Origin of the sequence: Sedimentisphaera cyanobacteriorum (genome assembly GCF_001997385.1) — a bacterium.
GTDB classification, from domain to species: Bacteria; Planctomycetota; Phycisphaerae; order Sedimentisphaerales; family Sedimentisphaeraceae; genus Sedimentisphaera; species Sedimentisphaera cyanobacteriorum.
In genome coordinates this window covers 456,161-472,915 of the sequence record NZ_CP019633.1, presented here as the reverse complement: position 1 = coordinate 472,915, position 16,755 = coordinate 456,161, and the positions used below count along the sequence as shown (strand labels likewise).

The window sequence follows — 16,755 nt, the reverse complement described above, 5'->3', positions numbered from 1 at the left end:
GGGTCTTCATGACAAGAGAAGAATTATTTCAGCAGGCAAAAAAAATTGAACCTGTAAGCGGTGAAACAGCAGCCGAGCTTAACAAAAAGAATGATCTGCTCGTTAGTATTATAAACAAAAATCTCGAAAAAAGAGATGATATAGAAAAATACATAGGCTCAGGCAACATCAAGCTTATGAAAACAAACCACGATAATCATATTAATTTTATGACATCAGTTATGACTGAATACGACCCGAATGTATTCTCGGAGACTGTACTGTGGGCAGTTCGCACTTACATGGCCAGAGGTTTCAAAAAAGAATACTGGCAGATCCAGATGAATGAATGGCTGAAGATATTCAGAGAAAATCTGAGCAAAAAGGCTTACCGGGAGATATCCCCCTTCTACACTTTCATACTTGATAATCTTGACGATATTATCGAAACAAACGAAACAGACGGCTGATTTTAAGGTTTATTATCGCCGAGAACTTTCTGAACTGTTTCAAGAAGCTTATCACAGGAAAACGGCTTTTCGAGGATTTCCTCAGCTCCGAAAAACTCTGCATCTTTCAGGGCATCCGAGGCTCTTACAACTCTGCCCCCTCCGGAAATCGCTATAGCCTTAACATCGGGATTATAATTTTTTATGTCCATCAGAGTTCCGATGCCTTCTTTGCCGGGCATAATGATGTCAGTAACTACCAAATCCGGCGACTTTTCCCTGAAAAGCTCTACGCCTTTATCTCCGTCAGATGCTCCGAAAACTTGATATCCGGCATCTTCGAGAACCTCAGTTACCATTTCCAGGATTTGCGAATCATCATCTATAACGAGAATTTTGGTCAATTTGCAACCTCTCTTTAATATTATATAGTTGGATTTTACTTCTGAACGTAAATAATGTGCGAAAGAATTTCAAACTGCATATATATCATTTGCAATATTAACCAAAAGGGTTAAAATTGCAACATATTAATAAAGTAATTTTTCTAAGATAAAATTGAATTTTAAAAAGCCTAAATACTTAAAGACCTGTTTGAAGCTGCTTTTGCTTATCTGCGCCGCAGAGCTTATAGGCAGTGAAAAGGGCAGTGCTGATTTTCTCAGCGAAGCAGAAAAGGAATTTATAGCAGAGCATCCTGTAGTAAAGGTGGCGCCGGATAAAAACTTTGCTCCGATAGAATTTGTAGAGGACGGCGAAATCAAAGGTTTTTCCGGGGAATATTTGAGAATCATCTCCGAAAAAACAGGCCTTGAATTCAAAATCACACAGACAGACAATTGGGCTGAAACTTTAGAGAGCGCAATAGAATGGAATTCCGATGTACTCAGCGCGGCTGCATACACCGAAGAAAGAAAATCCCGTCTTCTATTCAGCCGTCCTTATGTAACTTTTCCAATAGGCATTTACACTAAGCTGGGAGGTGTATACGTTACAAACTTAAGGGAGCTCAGCGGGAAAAAAGTTGCTGTAGTTAATGATTATGCTGTGGAAAAATGGCTGAGAAACGACTACCCTGACATTAGAATTGTTGAAACTGATTCCGTAACAGATTCCCTCCAAAGGCTAAGCGAGGGTAAGGTTGAAGCTGTAATCGAAGATTTTCTTGTGGCCAAATACAATATAGCCAAATACGGGATCAAAGATATAAAGGCGGCCGGAGCAACTCCATATCAATATAAAATATGCTTCGGAGTTCGCAAAGACTGGCCGGAACTGAGAAACATAATAAATAAAACAATTGCCAGCCTTTCAGAGCAGGAAATAGCGAGAATCAATAAAAAATGGGCTGAATCTGCAATTATTCACCATATCAACATAAAGAAAGCTCGATTCTGGGTTACAGTATCTGCGGGGTTAGGGGTTTTAGTTACAACCCTTATTCTTTTGTGGAACAAAAAACTTAAATCAAGAGTTAAACAAAGCACAAACAAGCTTTTAGCAGAAAAGGAAAAATTCAAGACAATTCTGAACAGTGCTGGAGATGCTGTTTACGTGCACAGACAGGACGGCAAACTTCTCTTGTACAACAAACAGGCAATGGATGAGCTTGGCTATACAGAAAAGGAACTTTCTGAGCTTAACGTTATAGACATAGATAACAATCTTAATGAGCCTGTAGATGTCCAGAAAGCACTTGATAATACAGCTTATGGCAAAAGCTTTGTTTTTAAAACAGAAAACATAAGAAAAGACGGCAGCACTTTCCCAGCAGAAGTGAGACTTAAAAGCTTTGAGATTGACGGAGAGAAAGTTTATCTCGGAATTTCTCGAAATATAGAGCAGCGTGAGAGACAGGAAAAAGAACAGGAGGCGATGGTAAAGCTTTTCAGGCTGGTAAACTGCAGGGAAAAGCTCAGCGAACTCATTAAAGAACTGCTTCCGTATCTCAAAGAATGGGCAAACTGCGATGCCGCAGGAATCAGGCTCAAAAAAGGCGAAGACTATCCTTACTACCACACAGCAGGCTTTTCAGATGAATTTATAAACTCCGAGAATTCCCTTTGCATTCTGAATAAAAAGTACCGTCCTGTAAGGGGCTGGCGCAATGAAACTGATCTGGCCTGTATGTGCGGGGCTGTTGTAAGCGGTGAGATAAACCGCGATATTCCAAACTTCACAGAATCAGGGAGTTTCTGGACAAACTCATCAAGCAGTTTGAGAGATGACTTCATAAACACTGGTTTTTCTGAAAACATAAGAAACAGATGCTGCTCTGAAGGATACGAATCAATAGCCTTGATCCCTCTGAAGGATGCAGGTGAGATTATCGGGCTTATTCAGTTTAACTCAGAAAATAAAAACAACTTTGACATTGAAACAATCCGCTCTCTGGAAAGGATAGCCGACAGCCTTGCGTGCGTTGTTTCCAGATATACCGCCCTTTCCTCTCTGCGGGAAAGCAATAAACTTTTCAGGCTGATTTACGAAAAAACACTTCTCGGCTATCAATGCCTTGATACTCATGGAATAATCAAAGAAGTTAATTCAGCTTTCCTTTCAATCATCGGCTGCAGCAGAGAAGAAATGCTCGGTAAAGACTTTTCTGAATTCTTGGATGCAAACTCCGCCAATATGTTCAAAAAAGCCTTAAGCTCAGAGAAAAGCGAGGTTAGAGAGCTTTGCCTTAATCTAAAGTCTAAAAAAGGAGAAAACCTTTTTATAGAGATGGACTGGAACGCTGAGATCTCCCGTGAAAGCAGCATTGAAAATTATCACGTAATCATAAGAGATGCAACAGAGAGAAAGAAAAGCGAAGAGAGAAACCGAAAGCTTTCTGAGCAGCTCCATCAAAGACAGAAGCTTGAATCCTTGGGCACGCTTGCCGGCGGAATAGCACACGATTTCAACAATATATTAACCGCAATAATGGGGCATGCCGGGCTCGCAAAGAAAAACTGCGGAGAAGACTCCAACGCCTATAAAAACATCACCCAGATACTTCAGGCCTCCGAGAGAGCGAAGAAGCTGGTAAACCAGATACTCACATTCAGCAGATCATCAGATTTGCAGAAAACCAGCGTATCTATCTGCTCGATTATCGATGAATGCCTTCAGATGATCAAGCCTTCAGTGCCGGGGAACGTGCGTATATACAAGTTTATAAGAACAAGCAGCGATACAATCAGCGGCAATGAATCCCAGCTTTTGCAGATTATCTCAAACCTTATCACAAACTCAATACACGCTGTGGGCGAGAAGAACGGGCAGATTTATATTATCGTTGAGGAGGCTTTGCTCGAGGAGCCTTTGGTTACGATAAACGGAAACCTATCGCCCGGGAAGTACATAAAACTTACAGTAAGCGATAACGGCTGCGGGATGGATGAAGGTACAAAGGAAAAATTATTCGAGCCGTTTTTCACAACCAAACCTGTGGACAAAGGTACGGGGATGGGACTGCCCGTGGTTCACGGAATAATCAGCAGCTTAGGCGGGCTGATTACCATAGACTCGCAGGCAGGCAAAGGGACAGATTTCAACATATTCTTCCCGCCGGCAGAAAATCAGCAGCAATAAAAAAAGGTTTCAGACCCACCAGCTTAAAGCAAAGCAGGGTTTGGAACTAACTCTGAATTAACCAAAAGGCTTTGCCTTCGATTTACTGCCATGCCTTTTCTTTTATGCTCTCAAGGATTTTGTATGCGCACTGAAGGGCAGCAAGCCCCTCTTCCGCTGTAACTATCGGCCTCTCTCGCTTGCCGGCAGCGGCTTCGAGAAACGCAGACTGCTCCACCTTTAGCGGCTCTTTATCTTCAATCTTGAGGTTTTCGATGTTGAGCAGATCCGGCCAGTTTACATTTTCAAAGCTGAATCCCGGCTCTTTCTGCCGCTCTCTTATCCACTCAACTACATCAACATTCGGCGCAGTTTGAATTACAATCCCCTCTTTTCGGAAATAATCGAGGCTCAGATACGCCTGAGAGCTGAAAATTCGAATCTTACGCTCTGTTTTGAGTGCGAGCCTTGAGGCGGTTACATTGGCCATGCAGCCGTTTTCAAAAACTATCCTCGTATTGCAGATATCTTCATTCTGCCCTATAACATCAACTCCAACAGCATCCACGCTCTTAACCGGACTGCCCGCTATCGAGAGGATGATATCTATATCGTGAATCATAACATCCAGCACAACGCCGATATCCGTGGAGCGGAATGGATACGGGCTTACCCTGTTGGCCTCGATGAATCGGGGCTTTATCTCGAGCCTGTCCATCGCCTGCACAACGGGATTGCAGCGTTCGCTATGGCCTACTGCAACTGTTACGCCCTTCTCGCGTCCGAGGCGGGCAATCTCTTCGCCCTGCTCTACGCTTGAGGCCAGAGGCTTTTCTATAAGCACAGCGATGCCGTTTTCTATGAGGGGAGCAGCAATCTTCAGATGGCTGTCTGTAGGGGCGGCTATCGTTACCGCATCAACCTTCCCAATAAGCTCTTCCGGATCGGAAAAGCTGCGGCAGCCATATTTCTCTGCAAGCTCGCCGGCTTTAGAAGCATCACTATCTGCCACTGCCACGAGCTCGCTGAGTTCAAGCTCACTGTATATCCTCGTGTGAAGGCTGCCCATCTTCCCGGCACCTATCACTGCTGTTCTTAATTTCGCCATCTTAATTTCCTTTTTATTTGATGCAGCCTTCCCTAAGCTCAAATATCGTTTCTGAATAAGCAGACCTGTCTTTTTCAGCTTGCCTGTTTTATAGTTAAAAGATTATCCATTGCTTCAGCGCTTAAACCCAGCTCTTTTATGCAGCCAATCTCAATCGTTTCTTTTAGTTTCGAGGTATCTTCCGAAGCGGTGTTCGCTTGCACGGCTTATAAATTCTATAATCTCTCTTTGAACGTCTTTAAGAGACTCATCGCCCACCATCTCGCGTACCTTCTCAAGAAGCGGTCCTCCCTCTCTGTACACTTTTTTGAAGATATCGGTTACAGATTTCTGGTCTTCCTGGCTTAGTCCTGCCCTTGCCATTCCCCTGCGGTTTACCGTTCGCACAACGCAGGGATAATGCCCGCTTGCCGTCATAAAGGGCGGTATATCGTGATTTATGCCGGTCAGGCCGGTGGCATACGCCCAGCGTCCTATGGTGCAGAACTGGTGCACAGTAACGATACCGCTAAACCAGACCCCCCGCTGCAGCCAGCAGTGGCCTGAGATCTGTGAGTAGTTGCTCGTTACGATATCGTCTTCTATTATGCAGTCGTGGCCGATATGAACGCCAATCATAAGGAAATTCCGGCTTCCCACCTCTGTGGAGGAACCTTCAAACATACCCGGGTGTATTGTAACCTGCTCCCTAATTATGTTCGAGTCTCCAATAACCAGCTTGCCGTATTTATAATCGCTGGGCTTTCCAAAAATCTGCGGCCCGCAGCCGATAACCGCCTGCGGATACACCACATTATTTTTGCCCATCACAACATTCTTCTCAACTATAACATTAGCCGAAAGCTTTGTATTGTCTCCAATTTCCGCACCGCTGCCAACGAAACAGTTTGGCCCAATAACCACACCATCACCAATCTTGGCACCATCTTGAACTATAGCTGTTGGATGAATATTCGCATTATCCATAAATTCTGGTCCCCATTAAACATCGTCATCAATCAGCATAAATTTCAGCACGGCTTCAGCAGCAATCTTCCCATCCACCTTTGCCTGACATCTACACTGAGCGCTTCTTCTACGTACCTTCTCTGTTTCCGCGAGCAGCACGATCTGGTCTCCCGGTACAACAGAACGCCTAATTTTCACATCGTTCATTGTCATAAGCACTGCGAGCTTACCTGTATTCTCAAGCTTCTGGGCAAACAGAAGTCCTGATACCTGAGCGAGAGCCTCTACGATAAGGACTCCCGGCATTATCGGATTCGAAGGAAAATGCCCCTGGAAGAACAGCTCGTTGAATGTAACGTTCTTAACGCCTACAATCTTTGAATCGTGTTCAATATCGATGATCTTGTCAACAAGCAGGAAGGGGTATCTGTGAGGGAGTATCCGCTGAATGTTTCTGATATCGAGCAGAGCATCGGTTCCTCGCTTTTTCTTTCTCTGCTGCTTTCTTGAAAGCTCTGAAATCTTTGCAGCGAGCTTTCTGTTGAGCTCATGCCCGCTTCTTGCGGCCACAATCTTGCCCTTTATTCGCACTCCGGCAAGGACAAGGTCTCCGATGATATCCAGCACCTTATGCCTTACACACTCATCTTCGAAGCGGAATTCGTTGCTTATAGGACCATCTTCGCCAATCACCAGCACATCTTCAGGAGAGAGATGGCTTCCAATTCCGTTTTTCTGAAACTCCACCGCCTCTTTCTCAAGGAGGAAAGTTCTTGCGGGTGCTATTTCCTTTTCGAAGCTTTCGGGGCTAACCTCGTATGAGAAGAGCTGCTTACCTATAGCATCCACCTGATTGTAGTTCAAATCGAAGCTTACTGTATATTTCCCTTCCGCCCCTGGAAGTGCGTAAATAGATGCATCGTCTTCAACTATACCTATCGGTTCGGTTACGATGAATTCGTTTACGTCCTTAGCAAGCTGCTTTATCCCTGCATTTTTCAGAGCCTCCACATAAAACGCAGCGCTTCCATCGAGCCCGGGCAGCTCAGGCCCGGCAACCTCAATGACAAGATTGTCTATACCGAGGGCATAAACCGCTGCGAGGCAGTGCTCGGTTGTGCTGATTGTAACCTCACCTTTGCCCAGAGCGGTTCTTCTGCTGGTCTCAATCAGGGAGCTTACATGTGCTGGTATTTTGGTGGGCGAAGGGTTGTCTGTACGAACGAATACAATCCCTGTATCCGCCTGTGCCGGGACAAATTTCACCTCCACCGGGCTTCCGCTGAAAAGGCCTTTGCCGGAAAGTGAAGCTTCGTTTTTAATCGTTTTCTGTTTCATTGTTCAACCTTTTTTCCAGTGCTTTCAGCCTCTGGGCAATCTCAGGAAGCTTGCCGACTAAAACCTGACTCCTAAGATATTTCGCTCTGTCTATTCCGTTATTACCTGCAATTATTTTACCGGATTCTATGTTCTTAATGGCAGTAGAGGTAGCACAGATTGTAACTCTATCGCCTAATGAAATATTGTCGATAGCTCCCGAATTTCCGGCAAAAATGCAGCCGTCTCCGATTACGGAACTGCCCCCAATTCCTGACTGGCCGGCCATAAGGCAGCACCTGCCTATTTTTACATTATGAGCAATCTGACATAGATTGTCTATCTTTGTTCCTGCGCCGATAACGGTATCGCCGAATTTGGCTCTGTCCACGCAGGAATTTGCCCCAATATCTACGAAGTCTTCTATTAGCACCCCGCCATTGTGGGGGATGAGCTTCGGCATCTGGTTTACCGGACGATACCCGAAACCTGCCGACCCGATTACAGTGCCGGCTTGAATCAGGCAGTTTCTTCCGATTCTCGTGCGGGGGTACAGCACGCAGTTGGAGTCTATAACGGTGTTCTCGCCGATCTCGCACGGGCCTTGAATCTTAACGCCGGATTTAACTACCGCTCCAGCCGAAATTTTAACATCTCCGCGAACCAGAACAAAATCCCCGATATAAGCCTCAGGGCTAATCTGAGCTTTCTGATCTACTGCTGCGGTAGGCTCTATTTTCGGCTCGAAGCTGGGTTCAACAGCAAACATCTCAAGGGCCTTAATCAGAGCCTCGTTTACATCTGAAACAGCAAGCTGGACTTTCCCTGAAATATCTTTCCGCATCTCAGGTACAATCACGCCGCCTGCAGAACAGTCTGCAAGGCGTTTTAGGTGTTTGCCTTCTGCGAATGTAAGCTTGCTTTCATCTGCTAGGTCTATGCTGGTAATCCCTGCAAACTCTTTTTGCGGGCTGCCTGAAAGCTTGGCACCTAAGGCCTCGGCTATCCGGCCGGCTGTAAATTTTCTACTCATTTGCTGCGCTGATCGAGCCTTTCAATAATATCATCTGTAATATCAATGTGGGGCGCATAATAAATTACTTTATGGGTTTTAATTATGCCTGAAAGCTCCTGAGAATCCCTTGAGGGAAGCTTAAGCTGGTCTCGGTCTATAAGGATCTCGATATTTTTCTCTTTGCACACCTCTTTTGCAACGGCAACAATCTCAAGGTATAGCTGCTCCATAATTTCACGGTTTTCTTTAACCAAAGAATTCTGGAGGTGTTTTTTCCTCGCCTCTGCAACGGCCGTTTTCTCCATAACCTTCTGCTTTAGGTCTTCGTATTCTTCCGAATCAGGCTTGCGGGTTTTCATATCTGCCCTGAGCGAATCTATCTCGGCCTTATACTGCTCGAGCTCTGCAAGCGCATTTTCCTTCTCATTCTGCAGCCCCGAATCCAGCTGATTGGCGTATTCACTGCTGTCTATTACCTTGGGGATGCTTACTACAGCCGTACCTGAAGGTGCTGATTTGTCCAGACCGTCAACCCTGCTGGCTGAGAGAGAAATAACTGCTGCTGATACTGCTAAAATACTCAAAAATAATCTTTTACTCATTTGTGATAATCTCCATTTAATTTCAGTTTAATCATTCGGGCGTAGTATAATGATTAAGGTCAAAAAAGCAAAACCGAACAATTAACCTAATAAGGTTTTCAATTCGCATATTTTCTTCAATAATCCTATATAAATTGAATCCCGGAAAGTAATATTATTCATCTTTTTGTTTTCCGCTGTTTTGTATATCAAGCGGAATAGGCATATCCGAGGAACGTATGTGCAGGTCTGTCTGGGGGAAAGCGATTTCGATATTTTCCTCTCTAAACCGCTGGTCTATCCTGCTGTTTACCTGATGCCACACATCAAGATACTGTTTTATTGAGCTGATGTAAACTCTCAGTTCAAGGTCAAGACTGCTTGCACCAAAACCCTTGAAAATCACCCTCGGGGCAGGATTAGAATCTAAAACGTCCGGATGACGCTTCGCTATGTTGAGCAGAGTATTTTCTGCCTTTTTAACATCAGACCCGTATGCAACTCCAACCGGAAATTCTATCCTAAGAGTAGTATCCGAAAGGCTCCAGTTTACCAGCCTGCCGGTAATGAATTCCTTATTCGGAACAACAAGCTCCTTCTCATCCCACTTGCGGATTGTAGTAGCACGTATCTTAATCTTAGCCACTCTCCCGCTCACATCGCCTATAGTTATAGTATCACCAACCCTGATAGGCTGTTCGAAGAGTATAATAAGGCCCGAGATGAAGTTTGCGAATATCTCCTGCAGGCCGAAACCAAGACCTACCATAACCGCCGCCACAAGCCACTGCACCGTTGACCAGCGAATCCCGAGAACAAAGCTGGTATATACAATTCCTACGATAAACAGCAGATACCTGCAAAGGGTTGTTATCGCAAAGCTCGCTGCGGAATTTATCGGAAGCTTCTGAAGAACCATAATCTCTAAAAGCCCGGGGACATTTCGAGTTAGAACGAGGGTTATAATAAAAATTACAACCGCTTTGAATAAGCTGCCTAAGCTGATTATGATAATCTCGCCCTGCGAGTCTGTGGTTTGAGAGAGCTGGATGTTTTCCAGCGCTTCAAGGGCGGGAAGTGTGCTTTTCCATATCCACCATACGCCGAGAACAATAAGAAGCGTTGAGACAAATTTGATTACGCTCCTTGCCTGATCGGAGATTGTTGATATGGTATTGCCTGCCTCTTGAGCCATACTCACCGACTGCGTTTGTTCGGTATCGCTCTGAGCTTCCTCGATTGTCTGCTCCCTGAGCCTGTCTAACTGCTGGATAGCAAGGCGTCTTCTGGTTACCAGAAGGCTTCTCTTAAGAACAGCAGTAAGGAAAAACACAGTAACCAGCAGAGCGAAGGTGTACATAAGCTCCTGATGAAGGTGCATTGCGGCGTATCCGTAGCCGATTATTGAGAGGATGCAGAATGAAAATGGGACAAGTATTGCAATAGCGAAGATAATATATTTCAGCTTTTCGAGCCAGCTGCCTTCGTGTTTTTCAAGCCAGCTTCGCACGATTGTCCCCTTGGGGTTCAAAACTGTAATTAGAAATACAATAACAGCCGTCTGCTGGATGAGAAAAATAACACGCCTGCAAGCATCCTGCCCGGCCTTTGCGTCCTCCCCGAGCTGGAAGGAATAATACAGGAATGCCGCAGGAATAAGAACTGAAAAGAACCATAGCAAATTAGCTCCGAAAGTTTGCAGGGCTTCTTCGTTCATCCCGAAATGCGACCCGAGCCCATAAGGCCTTGAGAAAAACCGCATTATTCCAAAGGCAAAAGCAAGGTATGAGGCGTGGAAAAGGCCTTCTGCAAAATATGCTAAATTCGGGTAGTTTGCGGAATTCTCGAGCATGCGCCAGCCCAGAAAAACCATCACCAAAGGCAGAAAAGAAGCGTAAACAAGCATTACCACAACCTCCCGCAGGGTATAAACAAAGCGGTCTTCAGTGATTTTCTGAACCCTCTGAGAATCGGCCTTTGCGGTTTTTATTAGCTTTGGTCTTGAAAATATAAGCAGGAGAAGAATAACGCCGGCGGTTATGTAGTAAGGGGCTCGTTTGATAAAATCGCTAGTAATAACTCTGAACATTCTTGCAGGACTATTGCTTTGAGCATATTCCCTTACGCCTGAAATGATCTTGGCGATTTCGTTTTTCTGCACAGCGGAAGAGCTTTTAACCCATAAAATACTCTTATTGATGTAGCTGCGGTATTTTTCAACCGTTTTAACAAGCGATCTTTCAGTCATATCAAGCTGGGCAAGGGCAGTGATATGATTCATATAGTAATCTGCGATTTTCCGAACGATTTTGCGTCTGTCTCTTAGCAGCTCTTCTGCTTTGTTTTTTACAGAAAAATAGCTGGGCATATCTTCGGTTACGCTGTTTTCTTCAAGCATACTCTCTGCTTGAGCCTCTATTTCGGACAGCTCTGCCCAACGCCTGTCGTACTGGCTCCATTTGAGCTGCATGGTGGATGTTTTCGCTATTCTCTCGCTTATCTGCCTTTTATGCTGACGTACATCCTTGAGATTGTTCTTTTTTGCAACCAGCAAAACCCCCATAGCACTGGTTACCCTGCCTGCCTTTTCCATCTGCTCCTGAAGGCTGCTGAAATCCTGAGAAAGGCTTTCAACCTCAAGCTGAACTTCTTTAAAGTAGCTGTTTGTTTTTTCAATATCCTTTACAAGCTCAGACTGCTTTTTTGCAAGCTCCACGTTCTCATTTGCGAGCTTCTGAACGAGGGGATGAGATTTTTGGGACTGCTGAGCAACTTTTTTTGCCTCCTGCTTTGCCCGCTCAGCCTCCTTCTTTCTGGCCTGACCGAGAGCATCCTGCCAGAATTTTACCTGCTTTTCGAATTTGCTCAGTTTTGCGGCGGCAAGGTCTCTTCGAAGGGCGAGTATTTCGCTGGTTGCCTCGTAGGCCTTGAGCTCTTCTGCAAGAGAATCAAGTTTGGCATTTTGAGCCTTCAGTTTCGCCTTGAGAAGCTTTCTATTGGCCTCTATAAGCTCATCCTGCTCAGATTCAGCAGGCAGCTGACTGAGCTTTTCGTTCAGTTCGCTTATGGATTCCTTAATCTGCTTTCTCTGTTCGGGAATCTGCGTTCTTCTTTCCGCTCGCCTTTTGGGTTCATTTTCCAGCTTTGTACTGGTTTCTCTGGCGCTTTCGAGGTTCATATTTGCTTCAGCCAGAAGGGTTTCCAGTTCGGAAACAGCTTTACCTTCCGCTGCAAGTTCTGCGGACTCTTCTTTAATCTTCTCGAGAGACCCTTTCACTTTTTCAAGCTCTGAGGCTGCATTTTTCTGCATATTCAAGAAAGATTCCTTTTCAGCATTGTACTGCTTGAAAAGCTCTGCCTGCTCGATTATGCTGTTGTAAATCTCCAGATACTTACTTTTATCCTCCTCCTTCATTTCCTTATTATCAGTAATCCGCTGCTTGGCCTGCTCAATCTGCTTTATATCAACGCTCCAAACCTCTTCTGGCTCAGCCTTCACTTCTTCGGTTTGGGCATCTGCCTGCTGCTTTTCGTCCGAGCTGTTTTCTTCGGCAAAAGATAATCCCTGAATAAGCAGCATTGAAAATATTAGGAGCTTAGCACAAAAAGAGTAAATTACGGCTGTTTTTTGCATCTGTTCCCTCGGCAATCCTTAATGATAAATTTTTCTTGGTGCTGCATTTTAACAAATTACAAGGGAAACTTCTACAGGGAATTAAAATATACAAGTCCAGATGCCGGCAGCTTTGAAAGTGAAAATGCTGAAAACAAATTGACAGCGGTAAAACTTGATAGATAATCCGGCAGGTCAAATTGTTTACAGGAGCATTAATTGCAGATTTTTATAACAACATTTGAAGCTGTGGCCGCTTTGCTTTTAATCGGGCTTGCGGGCTTTTTTCTGATAATTCGAAAGGTAATACCGGAGAAGGCTATCAGTGTTCTTGCAACGATTGCTGTTGATGTGGCGCTGCCTTCGCTGGTATTTTCGAAGATAATTACCTCGTTCAATCCGGAGGATATGCCGGGCTGGTGGACAAGGCCGCTCTGGTGGGCAGGCTTTGCAGCAGCGGGAACTGCGGCTGCATTTATGGTATCTTTCGCCTCAAAGAAAAGCTTCAGGGAGGAATTCCGCTCGGGGCTGGTGTTCAATAATGCTGTTTTCTTCCCTCTTGCGATTATCACCAGCGTATTCTCGGAAGAGAGCCCGCTGGTTACGGAGCTGTTTCTCTTCACTCTGCTTTTTCCCGCATTCTATTTTGCGGCAGTGAATTTTTTCTTTCACGGCAGCAGAGGAGCGAAAATCCCTGTATCCAAGATAATAAATCCTGTGTTCGCAGCAACTCTTACAGCAGTTACGCTCGTTCTTACAGGGCTAGCTGATTTTGTCCCGCAGTTTGCTGTGCACGCTCTCAAGCTCACTGGCAGAACTGCCGCACCGCTGCTTATGATGATCCTCGGCGGGAGCATATATATCGATTTCAGGGACAAGGGCGAGTTCAAGCTCGCAGAGTCGGCGAAGTTTGCTTTTGCAAAGAACATCATTTTCCCGCTTATCGCCCTTGCCGCGGTTTACTTTTTGAATATCCCGAAGGCGGTCGGATTTATGCTCGTTCTTCAGGCGGCCGTGCCCCCGATTACATCGCTTTCTGTGATGACTGAACGCTGCGGCGGGCAGAGACACATCACAAATCAGTTTATCTTTACAAGCTTTATGACTTCAATTATAACTATTCCAGCTTTTATAATGCTCTACGATATGCTAATCGGCCTCGACGGAATGGGGTAAAAAGGAGAATGAAATGGAGCGGATAGAATACAGACCAATCGGGAAGATACACACCCAGTTCAAAGACGGGACGGGGGTTCCGCGTCAGGCGGCGGGTGCCTCAGAGCTGGCTGGCAGGATCGAGATATTTGATGAATATGTGGCCGGTTTGGAGGATCTTGAGGAATTCAGCCATATCGTTGTGGTTTTTCATTTGCATAAAGCATCAAAGCCGAGCCTGAAGGCTCATCCCCCTTGGGAGGGCCGGCGGCACGGCGTATTCGCTACAAGAAGCCCGTACCGTCCGAATCCTATAGGCTTATCGGTGGTTCGGCTTATCCGGATAGAAGGCGGAAATCTGCACATCGCCGGCATAGATATGGCAGACGGCAGCCCCGTGCTTGACATAAAGCCTTACGTCCCGGAACTCAATCCTAGCGTAGATATTCGGCTCGGCTGGCTCGAGGGCAAGGTAAACGGTATGAACAAGAGCAAATCCGGAGACCGCTAAACCCATAAGCAGCGATTGAAACAGTTTCGAGCCCTTCTGATAACGATGAAAGCAAAATCAGCAAGGGCAGCACAAATCGGCTGCCCTTTTTCAGTTAACAAAATCAATCTTGCGGGGGATTTGTCTGTATTCCGTAGCCTTTTACCCCCTGAAGCCACTGCTCTGCAATCTTTACTATGTCTTCGTAATCAATTATCCCGTCTCTGTTTACATCGGGGCTCGGGACATCCTCCCCAAAGCCTTCTTTTCCGAGGATATGCCATGGCATACTTTTGCTCGCCTGCTTTGTGTTTCCGTAAGCGCCCATATTGATCCTGAAGCCGTTAGGCATAGGTTCATCTCTGAACGGCAGGAACGGGCTTCCCGAATCAATGCTCGGGCTGTGGACATCGTCTTTCACCCAGCTGCCCGGCTTAACATTTCCGCTTGCGCTGAGAACCCTTCCGGGAACATATCGCCCTGTTTTAGATTTTAGATGATAATCCACAATAGGCAAAACAGGATCAGCGAAAAGCGGCTCTTTATCGATATTGCCCGGGCATTCAATAAGGCTCAGGTGCTGGTAGTAATCGTCAGTGCTCTCGCCTGCGAGAGGCTCAAGCCCGTCTTCAGGGCTGTAATTATCAAGCACTGCCTCTGAGGTTGGGTAGCCGCCCTGCACATTAGAGTATGTTACCGGGAACTTGTGCGGAGACTTGTAAATCACGATCTGCGTAGGGCTGTTGTACCATACGATACAGCTTTTTACCCTTATATCAGCGGCTCTTGAGTGTATTCCGGCTCCCGGGTATATCGGCATAGGATTAACCAGCCTGTTGTTTGCTATTGTACAATTCTCCACTGTAATTGAAGTTCGGGGGAAGACGGGAGCTGGAAGTGAGCCAATCTCATCAGCAAGCATTCTTTCAGCGAATATTCCCGCTCCGCAATTTGCAAGGTTGTTGGAAACAACGCAGTTTTTCAGCATCATCTCAGAGCCGGTTCCGCAGTAAACGCCGCCGCCGAGGAGGCTGCCGTCGGCTGAGTTGCTGTTGAAGCTCGACCCGTAAATCTTTGCCTTGCTTCTCCTGCAGTACAGTCCAGCACCTTTGCTGTTGTAATAGGCAGAATTCCTTACTACTCTGCAATTGGTTATGCTGAGGGCGGAATGCCTTATAAGCCCAATGCCCGCTCCGAAGCCGCCGGATTCGCAAGCGCCAAAACCTCCTGCAATGCAATCTCTGATTCTGTTGAAAGAGATATCCGGATGCGCTCCAACGCAGCCTATTCCGGCTCCCAGCTCTGTTCGGCAGTCTTTAATAATGCAGTTTTTGATTGTCGGGCTCGCAAACTCGCAGTATATCCCAGCCCCTATTGGATGCTCCGGCGATAAGTTCCATCGCATATCATCTGCCGGGATTTCTGAACCGCTTACAAAGCCGTTTGTTATCGTTAAATTTTTAATAACAGTATCTCGCCTTTCGCCCTGATGAAGATAAAAACCGCGTGAGATAATCTTCTCGGGCACCTCTTGAACTGCGGGCAAAATAACAGAGCAGTCTATTACGCTAGCACCCGGGCCTTTTGCTCCGCGCACTGTTATTGCCTTCCCGAGCAGGTCGATATTAACATTGCCCTGGCCGGAGTAGGTTCCGGGGGCAATTTGAACGGTCTGCCCGTCTTGAGCAGCATCTACAGCCTGCTGGATGGTCGGGTAGTCCTCAGGCACGTTTATCACATCAGGCTCATCATGCTCTATTTTCAGAGCCACGGAAAGGTTGTCTATAAAGGCATCTCTTCCTTCAAGGCTGATGTAGCAGGTGCCCTGGTCGGAGTAGAGCTCGATTTTCTGATGGCCGGATTTAAGGGCAGCGGGCTTTGTCCATTGCTGGCCGTCTGAGGAAACTGAATAGCAGAAATACCCTCTTCTGCTTACCTGAGTATCATCGTTATGATCTTCCATCTTCAGGTCGAACTCGATATACCCTTTCACAGCATCGACATTCTGGGCAGAAACCAGAGGAAAACAGTAGTTCAGATGCGCAAGCTTACCCTTGAAATCGTTAAACAGCAGTCCCCTTCGATTAACCGAATCCGTGTGATAGATGGTGGTGTAAACAAGATAAGGCTCTGCCGGCGGGAATGCGTTTTCAGGCCAGAAAACCGAATGGTCGTAGCTGTCGTCAATTGCCTTGTCTGTTTCGAAGTTGTCGGTGTAGGTATATTCCCAGAGGTCGCTCGTTTCAACAGATAAGACCGGCACAGCAAGAATGCCTGCAAAGGCTGTGATTAGAATCAGCTTGAAATAGTTCATTTTAATACTCCTTCAAAAAAACAACATTTTTAATACAAAGAATTACGGGCTGCAGGAGGTTTGTCGGAGGGAGAGCCAATCTCTATCAGCTCGCAATATTCATTTTACAAAATTAACTGACGCAAAGTCAAATTAAAATTTGAAGAACGAAGAAAAAAGCACAATAATCCAGCCTGCACTCAGCTCTTACAGTAAATCTTACAGCACAGCAGCCAAGATAATCAGAAG

Annotated in this window: 12 protein-coding genes; 4 read left to right on the top strand and 8 right to left on the bottom strand. The window is 45.7% G+C overall.

Annotation, left to right across the window (positions count from 1 at the left end; all coding sequences use genetic code 11):
* Nucleotides 1-8 precede the first annotated feature (8 nt).
* Complete coding sequence (locus L21SP3_RS01730; RefSeq protein WP_077538981.1) at nucleotides 9-449, top strand: hypothetical protein; 441 nt, start codon at nucleotides 9-11, stop codon at nucleotides 447-449.
* 2 nt (nucleotides 450-451) lie between these two features.
* Here L21SP3_RS01730 and L21SP3_RS01725 read toward each other — a convergent pair whose 3' ends face one another.
* Nucleotides 452-832 carry a response regulator gene (locus L21SP3_RS01725; protein WP_077538979.1) on the bottom strand — a complete coding sequence of 127 codons (381 nt, stop codon included), beginning with the start codon at nucleotides 830-832 and terminating at the stop codon, nucleotides 452-454.
* A 190-nt stretch (nucleotides 833-1,022) separates the two neighbouring features.
* On the opposite strand from L21SP3_RS01725, the gene L21SP3_RS01720 reads away from it, so the two are divergent.
* Nucleotides 1,023-4,007 (top strand): PAS domain S-box protein, encoded by a 2,985-nt coding sequence (locus tag L21SP3_RS01720; protein WP_123785109.1) that lies wholly within the window; start codon nucleotides 1,023-1,025, stop codon nucleotides 4,005-4,007.
* Between the two features lie 82 nt (nucleotides 4,008-4,089).
* Here the strand turns inward: L21SP3_RS01720 and L21SP3_RS01715 are convergent, their stop codons facing one another.
* From L21SP3_RS01715 to L21SP3_RS01690, 6 genes are all read right to left on the bottom strand, one after another.
* A complete protein-coding gene (locus L21SP3_RS01715; protein ID WP_077538975.1) occupies nucleotides 4,090-5,094 on the bottom strand; it encodes a Gfo/Idh/MocA family protein in 1,005 nt (334 codons plus the stop codon).
* 150 nt (nucleotides 5,095-5,244) lie between these two features.
* The gene (gene lpxA / locus L21SP3_RS01710; RefSeq protein WP_077538973.1) at nucleotides 5,245-6,060 is read right to left on the bottom strand and encodes an acyl-ACP--UDP-N-acetylglucosamine O-acyltransferase; all 816 of its coding nucleotides are present in this window, start codon (nucleotides 6,058-6,060) and stop codon (nucleotides 5,245-5,247) included.
* 15 nt (nucleotides 6,061-6,075) lie between these two features.
* Nucleotides 6,076-7,380: a UDP-3-O-acyl-N-acetylglucosamine deacetylase gene (lpxC, locus tag L21SP3_RS01705; RefSeq protein ID WP_077538971.1), complete on the bottom strand. Its 1,305-nt coding sequence runs from the start codon at nucleotides 7,378-7,380 to the stop codon at nucleotides 6,076-6,078.
* On the bottom strand, nucleotides 7,361-8,392 hold the full coding sequence (gene lpxD / locus L21SP3_RS01700) for a UDP-3-O-(3-hydroxymyristoyl)glucosamine N-acyltransferase (RefSeq protein WP_077538969.1): 1,032 nt from the start codon (nucleotides 8,390-8,392) through the stop codon (nucleotides 7,361-7,363). The genes lpxC and lpxD overlap by 20 nt, the downstream gene beginning before the upstream one ends.
* Nucleotides 8,389-8,976: an OmpH family outer membrane protein gene (locus L21SP3_RS01695; protein WP_077538967.1), complete on the bottom strand. Its 588-nt coding sequence runs from the start codon at nucleotides 8,974-8,976 to the stop codon at nucleotides 8,389-8,391. The genes lpxD and L21SP3_RS01695 overlap by 4 nt, the downstream gene beginning before the upstream one ends.
* 154 nt (nucleotides 8,977-9,130) lie before the next feature.
* On the bottom strand, nucleotides 9,131-12,535 hold the full coding sequence (locus L21SP3_RS01690; protein WP_161488052.1) for a mechanosensitive ion channel domain-containing protein: 3,405 nt from the start codon (nucleotides 12,533-12,535) through the stop codon (nucleotides 9,131-9,133).
* A 252-nt stretch (nucleotides 12,536-12,787) separates the two neighbouring features.
* On the opposite strand from L21SP3_RS01690, the gene L21SP3_RS01685 reads away from it, so the two are divergent.
* Both L21SP3_RS01685 and tsaA read left to right on the top strand, forming a co-directional pair.
* Nucleotides 12,788-13,744 (top strand): AEC family transporter, encoded by a 957-nt coding sequence (locus L21SP3_RS01685; RefSeq protein WP_077538963.1) that lies wholly within the window; start codon nucleotides 12,788-12,790, stop codon nucleotides 13,742-13,744.
* 13 nt (nucleotides 13,745-13,757) lie between these two features.
* Nucleotides 13,758-14,234, top strand: coding sequence for a tRNA (N6-threonylcarbamoyladenosine(37)-N6)-methyltransferase TrmO (gene tsaA / locus L21SP3_RS01680; RefSeq protein ID WP_077538961.1), 477 nt, complete (start codon nucleotides 13,758-13,760; stop codon nucleotides 14,232-14,234).
* Between the two features lie 103 nt (nucleotides 14,235-14,337).
* Here tsaA and L21SP3_RS01675 read toward each other — a convergent pair whose 3' ends face one another.
* On the bottom strand, nucleotides 14,338-16,527 hold the full coding sequence (locus tag L21SP3_RS01675) for a right-handed parallel beta-helix repeat-containing protein (protein ID WP_077538958.1): 2,190 nt from the start codon (nucleotides 16,525-16,527) through the stop codon (nucleotides 14,338-14,340).
* Nucleotides 16,528-16,755: the final 228 nt, after the last annotated feature.